Source organism: Microvirga arvi (assembly GCF_016892765.1).
Taxonomy (GTDB): Bacteria; Pseudomonadota; Alphaproteobacteria; order Rhizobiales; family Beijerinckiaceae; genus Microvirga; species Microvirga arvi.
Map to the genome: position 1 here is coordinate 82,621 of NZ_JAFEMD010000022.1, position 9,280 is coordinate 91,900.

A 9,280-nucleotide genomic window follows, 5' to 3' on the forward strand; every position below is an offset into this window, starting at 1 on the left:
GTTTTGCCGCTAGGGAAACTATGGTTAGGTACAATCCCAATTAATCCAAACAGGACCGAGCCCCAGTTCCCTGAGCGGTGGGTAGGGTTGTGATCCAAAAACATTGATCTGTCGTGACCAGGGAGAGAGAGCATCAAGTGCTGTGGTTGAGCACCAGACGATGGATTGTGTTTCTCTTTCTGGTAGGCGTTCTGTTCAGTGGACTGCCATCTAATCCTGCCGTCGCGTTCGATCTCTTCGGCTGGTTTCGCGGAAGTGACGAACCACCTGCTCCCAGTGCGGAAGCCCTGCCTTATTCTCTCGATTATGTTGTCGGTGGCGACAATAAGGACCTGCAGCAGACGCTAAAGGATGCCTCGACGCTCCAGAGCCTCCAATCGGATCCTCCACCGGATGCTGCCGCCTTGGTAGCGAGGGCAGGGGCCGATCTGCCGCGTTTGATCGATGCGCTGTGGGGGGCGGGGTATTATAACGCCCGCGTCACGATCAATGTCGCCGGCGTTCCGATGGTCCTGCAAGCCACCCGCACGGAGACTGCAACAAGGGCGGTTGCGGGCTACCGCGCCCGGGCCCTTGTGCCCATTCAGATCGTTGCAGATCCGGGGCCTCAGTTTGCTCTCAGGAATGTTTCCGTTCTGGATTCACGAACCGGCCGGCCCTTCGCACCGAGCGAACTCCCGCCGCGGGTCGTAAAGATCAAGCCGGGCGATCCGGCGCGCTCTGCCGACATCCTGGCCGCCGAAGCGCGGATCGTCGATCACTTCCGCTCCCAGTCGCGGCCGTTTGCCAAAGTTCAGCAGCAGAACCCGGTGGTGTTTCACCCAGCCCAGGCGATGGATGTGACGCTGGGCATCGATCCGGGCCCTCGCGCCGGCATCGGAGCGATCACCATTCAAGGGGCCGAGAATGTCGATCCGGCCGTGGTGCGATCCTTCATCTATACCGAACCAGGAGATCCTTATTCACCGGCAGCGCTAGCTTCGATGCGCAAGTCGATCTCCCAGATCGAAGCCTTGTCGTCCGTGCGGATCCGCGAAGCGGAGACGCTCGACGCCTATGGAAACCTGCCTCTCTTCGTGGAAATCACCGAGCGTCCGCCGCGCATCATCGGGGCCTCGGCCCAATACTCGACAACGGATGGACCGGCGCTGAGGGCTTATTGGGCGCACCGAAACCTGTTCGGCGGTGCCGAGAGGCTGCGGTTGGAAGGCAATATCTTCTACCTCACGGAGGATGGCGGCCAGCCCGATCGGAATGAGGAGTCCGGCTGGGACAATCTCGGCGGTCGATTCCGTGCAAGCTTCCTGAAGCCGGCGCTTTGGGGAACCCGCAACGACCTGCTCGTCGATGCACTGGTCGAACGCGACCGGACGGAGGGCTATACCAGCCGGCTTGTGAATGCGGCTGCCGGTATCCGCCACCGCTTCAGCCAGACCTTTTCGATCCAGGGTGGGATCGAGTACGAGCGCGGGCAGGCCACGGATATTCTCGGACAGATCGACTACACCCTCGTCGGCCTGCCCCTCTCGCTCAGCTACGACTCGACCGACAACCCTCTTAACCCCACCAAAGGCGTCAGGCTGATCGCTTCGGTCACACCATATCCGGAGTTCCTCGGCTCATCGGTTCCGATCACAGTCGCGCGGGGAACGGCGTCGACCTACTATGCCTTCGACGAAGAAGCCCGCTATGTGCTGGCAGGCCGCCTCGGACTCGGCTCCATCGTCGGTGCGGACCTCGACGAGATTCCTGCCAACCGCCGCTTCTACGCCGGCGGCGGCGGCTCCGTTCGCGGCTACCACTACCAGAGTCTCTCACCGACCTTTCTGGGCGAGCCGATCGGCGGCCGGAGCTTGCTCGAGGCTTCTCTCGAGGCCCGCATCAAGATCACCGACACCATCGGCATCGTTCCCTTCGTCGATGCGGGCACCGCCTTTGAGTCGAGCTATCCGGACTTCGACGAGTCCATCCGCGTCGCTGTCGGCCTGGGCCTGCGCTATTACACGGGGATTGGTCCCATCCGCCTGGATGTCGCGATCCCGGTCAATCCGGAGCGAGGCGATCCCTCCTACGCCATCTATATCGGAATCGGGCAGGCCTTCTGATGAAAAAGCCAATCCGCTCCCTCGCCCTGTTGATAGTCCTTCTCACGGTGACGTTCGTTGCCTCCTGGTTTCTCGTCTCGCGCCCGAGCCAGGCACAGAGCGATCAGGGTGTTCTGGCGAGCCTGATCTCGCGCCTCCTCTCCACACCGACCACGCGCGTTACCATCGGCAGCATCGAGGGCGCACTCTCCTCAAATGCCGTCATTCGGGACGTGCGCATCGAGGATCGAGACGGCGTCTGGCTCAATCTCGACCGCGCCAATCTCGTCTGGAGCCGAACGGCGCTCCTGCGCGGACGGCTCCAGGTCGACGAACTCACCATCGGCCGACTTCGGATTCAGCGCAGGCCATTACCGGCCGAGGAGGACGCGCCGGTCTCCGACGAGCCGATCCTGCCCGAGTTGCCGGTCAGGGTCATCATCGACCGTTTCGCCCTGCAGGAACTGGCTCTTGGCGAGCCGGTGCTGGGCACGGAAGCCCGGCTTTCGGCGGTAGGTTCCGCCCAAATCGGAAATCCTTCAGAAGGCCTCGATCTGACCTTCGCTGCACAGCGCCTCGACGTTCCCGGGCAGTTGTCGATCGATCTCACCTACGTTCCGCAGACGAACCGCCTCGCCCTCGACCTCAATCATCAGGAACCTGCAGGCGGCATTGCCGCCCGGCTTCTGGAACTCCCCGGCCTTCCACCAGTCAGCTTGAAGATCGCGGGGCAGGGCCCTTTGAGCGACTTTGCGGCGCGGCTCGATTTCGCAGCCGGGCCGACGATCGGAGCGGCAGGCACCACAACGGTCAGGCGCACCAATGCGGCCTATGATCTGAACGTGGATCTCGCAGCCCGCATCGAAGGGCTTCTGCCAGCACCGGCCGCCCCGGTCTTCAGCGGCACCACGCAGCTGGTCGGAAACGTGAACGTCGCCGATGACGGCGGCATTCGCTTCCAACCGGTTCAGATCACGTCGAATGTCGCACGCTTCGACATGAGCGGAACGATCAGCTCCGGCAAGGTCCTCGATCTGCGGCTCATTGCCCGCGCCCTGCCGACGGATGGCGCCAAGACCCGCGCAGGCGAGGCGGAGATCGCCCGGCTCAACTTCGACGGCACGGTGCAGGGCCCACTGACCGCGCCTCGCGTCAACGGCTCTCTCGACGCCGCCGAGGTCCGGCTGCCGCAGGGCTCCCTTGATGCGCTGAACGCCCGCGTGGCCATGAACCCGGTGGAGGGCGTCTCGCCCCCCGACCGCTTCTCCTTTGCCATCGATGCCAATGCGAGCGGGATCCGCCCCGCCGACGCGGCGCTCGCACGGGCGCTGGGAACGACCCTCTCGGTCACGTCACGTGGTTCCTTCGATCTCGAAGGCGTTGCCAGCGTCGAGACCGCACGCATCGAGACATCTACAGCGCAGGCGAGTTTCACCGGTCGTGTCGGATCGACCATCCTCGATGGCTCCTTGGATGCCAACATCCCGGCGCTCGCGGCCTTCTCCGGAGTCGCCGGGCAGACGCTGCGGGGCTCGGCAGCCCTCACGGCACGGCTGTCCGGTAATCCAAGGCGCTACGACATGGCGGCTGTCATCGATGCGAGACTGAGAGAACTCTCCACCGGAACGCCGGCGCTCGACGGCCTCCTGGGACGCACGGTAAGTGCCGCAGGCACGATGCGCCGCATTCCGAACGGGTTCGCCTTCGACGATTTCCGCATCGACGGCGCGCACCTCGATGCCCGCGTGGATGGACGGGCCACGCAATCGGCTGCGGATCTGGGACTCGATGTCACTATCGACGAGTTGCGGCATGTGGACGGGCGCATTACGGCGGGACGGGCGAATCTTGCGGCGCGTCTCTCGGGCTCCCTCGAACGGCCGGACGTGACCGGGAGAGCGACGCTGAGCGATGTTCGCGCCCTTGGCCGCTCCATCCCACGCCTTGCTCTCGATCTCAATGCAAAGGATGTGACAGGAGCCGTCGACGCGGCTCTTACCCTCGATGGGCAGGTCGACGGCAAGCCTGCAACCGGCTCCCTTCATCTGGCGAAGCCGCCTGAAGGGGGGTGGCTGCTCGATCGGCTCGATCTGGACATCGGCTCGGTGGCCCTCAACGGCAATCTCCGCCTGGGGGCCGATCAGCTGGCACAGGGCGAGATTTCCCTCTCCGGCAGCAATTTCGACGATCTCTCTCCTCTCGTGCTGACCAAGCTCGATGGAGCGCTTGACGCAGTCGTCTCGCTCAGCGCGCGCGATGGCGGCCAGGATGCGCGGATCACTGCAAGCGGCTCGCGCTTTGCAGTAGCGGACATCATCGTGCGGGACTTCGACACGCGGCTCGCGGTTCAGGATCTGTACCGTCGTCCGATGATCGACGGCTCCGTCTCGGCCGCAGCGCTGACCGCCGGCGGTCAGACCTATCAGGATGTACGCTTCGTTGCCGAGGGCACGCCTGCTGCCTCGCGCTTTACCGCTTCAGCGACAGGACAGGGCTTCAATCTCGATGCGCAGGGCCGCGTCGTGCCGGGCGACGCGACGCGGATCGAGATTGCCTCCTTCACGGCCCGCCGCGGCGGCAGGCGGCTGGCCTTGGCTCAGCCTGCCGCCATTGTGCTGCAGGATGGCTCCGTTGCCCTGTCCAATCTTGTGATCGCAGCGGATCAGGGCCGGATCGCCGTCTCTGGCACCGTCGGTGACAGGCTCGATCTCTCCGTCGACATCCGCAATCTGCCGCTTCAGGTGGCCGAGATCGTCGAGCCGAATCTCGGTCTCGCCGGCACAGTCAATGGCAGCGCAGCCATCACAGGAACCGCAAGTAATCCGAGCGGAACCTATCGCGTCACTGTAGCGGGCCTTGCAACTGCGCAAACCCGTCAGTCCGGGTTGCCGCCGCTTGCCATCGAAGCCCAGGGCCGACTGGCCGATCAGCGTGTCGGGATCGATGCACGAATTACCGTTGGGCGCACCGGCACCTTCCAGGTTTCCGGCAGCGTTCCGATCGATGCGACGGATGAACTGGCGCTCAGGGTATCGGGACGGGCAGACCTTGCCATTGCGAACACCGTCCTCTCGGCTTCCGGCCAGCGCCTCACCGGAGCGGCCAATCTGGATCTCTCGGTTGCCGGAACGATCTCCGATCCTCGCATCCAGGGCAGCGCTGCCATTTCCAACGGCAGCTTCTCCGATGCGCTGCAGGGCGTCCAGCTGAACGCCATCTCCGGTCGGCTTGCTGCGCGTGGACAGGTGCTTGTCATCGAAAGCCTGTCCGCACAGACGCCGAATGGCGGCTCCCTCGCGGCCCGTGGCCAGGTGACCATTGATCCGGCCGCGGGTTTCCCCGGCGAGATCCGGATCACCGGCAGCCGGGCGCAGCTCGTCTCCAATGAAACAGTCGAGGCAAGCGCCAATCTGGATCTGATCCTGTCCGGACCGTTGACGAGCCGGCCGCGGGCAGCCGGGCGCGTCGATATCATCACGATGAACGTCTCTGTGCCCGACCGGCTTCCGACGACCTTGCGGCCGCTGCCTGGGACCAAGCATGTGCGGCCCACCCCGACCGCAGCGGCGCGGCTCGCCCTGGCTCAGCGGCGGCAATCCGCCTCCGCCAGGGGTACGCCCTTCCGGGCCGAGCTCGATCTGACGCTGACGGCGCAGAACCGCATCTTCGTGCGAGGGAGGGGCATCAATGCCGAACTCGGCGGCGACCTGAGGCTTCAGGGCACGACCCAGGATCCCATCGCCATCGGCGCCTTCGAGCTGCGCCGCGGTCGCTTCGATCTCTTGGGGCAGCGGATCGAGTTCGTGCGCGGCCGGCTGGACTTTACGGGGGATCTCACGCCGTCCCTCGACTTCCTGGCCGAGACCCAGTCCGGGGACGTGACGGCACGCATTGCGGTGACGGGGCCGGCCTCGAGCCCGCAATTTGCTTTCAGCTCCGAACCTGATCTACCGCAGGACGAAGTGCTCTCCCGGATCCTGTTCCAGAGGCCGTCCGGTGGGCTGTCCGCCGGCCAGGCGCTGCAGCTCGCACAGGCCGTGGCGCAGCTCTCCGGCGGTTCGGGGAATGATGCCTTCGAGCGCCTGCGCCGCTCGCTCGGCGTCGACAGCCTCGATATCACCGTTGGCGCTGGCGGAGGGCCAGGAGTCGGTGTCTCGCGCTACATCAGCGACAATGTGCGCGTGGGCGTAAAAGCCGGCGCCCAGCCTGAGGAGAGCGGCGTCACGGTTGATATCGACCTGACGCGACGTTTCAAGGCCCAAGGCGAGATCAATGCCGAAGGCGGCAGCTCCGTCGGACTAGGCTACGAGCTAGAGTACTAGCGGCTCACGGGCGAGTGACGGAGCTGTCGAATGTAGCCCCGCACCAGCGGGATCAGTCGACCTTCGCGCCCGAGGCTTTGACGACCTTCGCCCATTTCTCGTGCTCGCTCTTGACATAGGTCATAAGCTCATCCGGGCTCATGGGCTGGATCTCGCCGCCGAGATCGGCAAAGCGCTTCTGCAACTCCGGCGTCTCCAGCGCCTTGCGGACCTCCTGATTCAGTTTGGCCGTAATCTCGGGTGGCGTTCCTTTCGGAGCAAACAGCGCAAACCAGCTCGAAGCCTCGAAGCCGGGGAGGCCCGCCTCCGCGAGGGTCGGCTTGTCGGGAATGGCCGGGGAGCGTTTGGACGAGGTGACCGCAAGCGCCCGCAGGTTTCCACCGCGAACCTGCTCGATCGAGGAGGGCAGGTTGTCGAACATCACGTCCACCTGTCCCCCGATCAGGTCGTTCACCGCCGGTCCGCTGCCGCGATAGGGCACGTGGGGCATCTCGATGCCCGTCATCTGCTTGAAGAGCTCGCCGGAGAGATGGATCGAGGTGCCGTTGCCGGACGAGGCCATCGTGAACCTGCCCGGAGTCGCCTTCGCTTCGGCAATGAATTCCTGCACGGTGGTGGCCTTCACCTTCTTGGGACTGACCACCATCAGGTTCGGCACGCCGGCCACATAGGCAACCGGGGCGAAATCTGTCAGGGCATCATACGGCATCTTGGCATAGAGGCTCGGGTTGATCGCATGGGTGCCGACGGTGCCCATGACCAGGGTATATCCGTCCGGTTCGGCCTTCGCGACGGCGTCCGCCCCGATGTTGCCGCCGGCGCCGCCGCGGTTCTCGATCACGAATTGCTGCCCAAGGGACTGGGACAGCTTCTCACCGACGAGACGGGCAAAGATGTCCGTGGTGCCGCCCGGCGTAAACGGCACGATGAGGCGAACCGGTCGCGTCGGATAGGCTGCCGGCTGGGCGAGCGCGGCTCCTGAGGCTAGGGAGGCCGAGGCGACCAGGACTAGACCAAGCATGTGCCGGCGCGAGCAGCTGGAAAGAATTGGCATGATGGCTCCCTTGATGGTTGATGTCGTTGACCGCGCCGGCATTCCGAAACGGCAAGCGTCATGAGAGCGCAACCCAAGTCTCTGGGCAATGGGTCTCGATGATCCTTGGCAGCAAGCTCCTGGAATGCAAAGGTTCTCTCCTCAATAGCTACTCAGTAACATTCACTGGATGAAAAATTTCTGCTTGCAGGGAACTCCGATCCCTTGAAAAGAGTTACGCAAGGTCGAATTCCATCTGAAGACGAACAAAGTAGCTTTTGGGACGTCGGCATATGGGGATCCAGGCGAGAGTAAGCTTGGAACAGCGTAACGGGGGGCCTTATGTCACAAGTTGAAACCGCCATTTCGCAGCTTGATCCCAAGCTGCTTCTCAAAACATTGCGTGCGTTCAAGAGAGGCGACTTCTCCGCACGCCTGCCGTCTGACCTGACCGGTATCGACGGCGAGATCGCGGAGGCCTTCAACGACATCGCCGACCTGAACAAGGGACTCGCCCAGGAACTGGACCGGGTAGCCAAGGTGGTCGGCAAGGAAGGCCGGATCGGCGAGCGTGGGCGTCTGGCTGCAGCCACCGGTTGCTGGAACGAATGTATCGACTCGGTCAACTCGATGATCGGCGACCTCGTTCAGCCGACGACCGAAGTGGCCCGCGTGATCGGCGCCGTCGCCAAAGGCGATCTCAGCCAAAGCATGCAACTCGAAATCGAAGGCCGGCCCCTACGCGGCGAATTCCTGCGCATCGGCAAGGTGGTCAACACCATGGTTGGCCAGCTCAGCTCCTTCGCCTCGGAAGTGACGCGCGTCGCGAAAGAGGTGGGCACCGAGGGCAAGCTCGGTGGCCAAGCCCAGGTGAAAGGCGTGGCCGGCACCTGGAAGGACCTGACCGACAACGTCAACATGATGGCCGCCAACCTCACAGGTCAGGTGCGTAATATCGCGGAAGTGACGACTGCGGTGGCAAACGGCAATCTGTCCAAGAAGATCACCGTCGACGTCAAAGGCGAGATGCTGGAGCTGAAGAACACCATCAACACCATGGTGGATCAGCTGAACTCCTTCGCCTCGGAAGTGACGCGCGTCGCGAAAGAGGTGGGCACCGAGGGCAAGCTCGGTGGCCAGGCGCAGGTGAAGGGTGTCGGCGGCACCTGGAAGGATCTGACCGACAACGTCAACATGATGGCCGCGAACCTCACCGGCCAGGTGCGAGGCATCGCCGAGGTCGTGACCGCGGTCGCCGTGGGTAATCTCACCCGGAAGCTCACGGTGGATGCGAAGGGCGAGATCGCCGCTCTGGCGGACACCATCAACGGCATGATCGACACGCTGGCCACCTTTGCCGATCAGGTGACGAACGTGGCGCGCGAGGTGGGCATTGAAGGCAAGCTCGGCGGACAGGCCCTCGTGCCCGGTGCCGCCGGTCTCTGGCGCGATCTCACCGACAACGTCAACATGATGGCGGCGAACCTGACAGGTCAGGTGCGTAACATCGCCGACGTGACCACGGCGGTCGCGAACGGTGACCTTTCCAAGAAGATCACCGTCGATGTCAAAGGCGAGATGCTGGAGCTGAAGAACACCATCAACACCATGGTGGACCAGCTCAACTCCTTCGCCTCCGAGGTGACCCGCGTGGCGCGCGAGGTGGGTACGGAAGGCAAGCTCGGTGGACAGGCGCAGGTTCGCGGTGTCGGCGGCACCTGGAAGGACCTCACCGACAACGTCAACATGATGGCGGCGAACCTGACAGGCCAGGTGCGTAACATCGCCGACGTGACCACCGCGGTGGCGAACGGCGACCTTTCCAAGAAGATCACAGTCGA

Annotated in this window: 4 protein-coding genes; 3 read left to right on the forward strand and 1 reads right to left on the reverse strand. The window is 63.9% G+C overall.

The annotated features are described in order from the left end of the window. Positions 1-164 precede the first annotated feature (164 nt). On the forward strand, positions 165-2,105 hold the full coding sequence (locus tag ILT44_RS15465) for an autotransporter assembly complex protein TamA (protein WP_372441170.1): 1,941 nt from the start codon (positions 165-167) through the stop codon (positions 2,103-2,105). Next, positions 2,105-6,406, forward strand: coding sequence for a translocation/assembly module TamB domain-containing protein (locus tag ILT44_RS15470; protein ID WP_204240501.1), 4,302 nt, complete (start codon positions 2,105-2,107; stop codon positions 6,404-6,406). Before ILT44_RS15465 ends, ILT44_RS15470 begins: the two co-directional genes overlap by 1 nt. A gap of 52 nt (positions 6,407-6,458) precedes the next feature. Here ILT44_RS15470 and ILT44_RS15475 read toward each other — a convergent pair whose 3' ends face one another. Then, the gene (locus ILT44_RS15475) at positions 6,459-7,460 is read right to left on the reverse strand and encodes a Bug family tripartite tricarboxylate transporter substrate binding protein (protein WP_204240502.1); all 1,002 of its coding nucleotides are present in this window, start codon (positions 7,458-7,460) and stop codon (positions 6,459-6,461) included. A 321-nt stretch (positions 7,461-7,781) separates the two neighbouring features. Here ILT44_RS15475 and ILT44_RS15480 point away from each other — a divergent pair. Further along, positions 7,782-9,280 (forward strand): HAMP domain-containing protein (locus ILT44_RS15480; RefSeq protein ID WP_204240503.1); only part of this gene is annotated, 1,499 nt, incomplete at its 3' end.

Bases quoted from the DNA above. Each gene is read 5' to 3' on its own strand.
- ILT44_RS15475 (WP_204240502.1), bottom strand. From the start codon at position 7,460: ATGCCAATTCTTTCCAGCTGCTCGCGCCGGCACATGCTTGGTCTAGTC.
- ILT44_RS15470 (WP_204240501.1), top strand. From the start codon at position 2,105: ATGAAAAAGCCAATCCGCTCCCTCGCCCTGTTGATAGTCCTTCTCACG.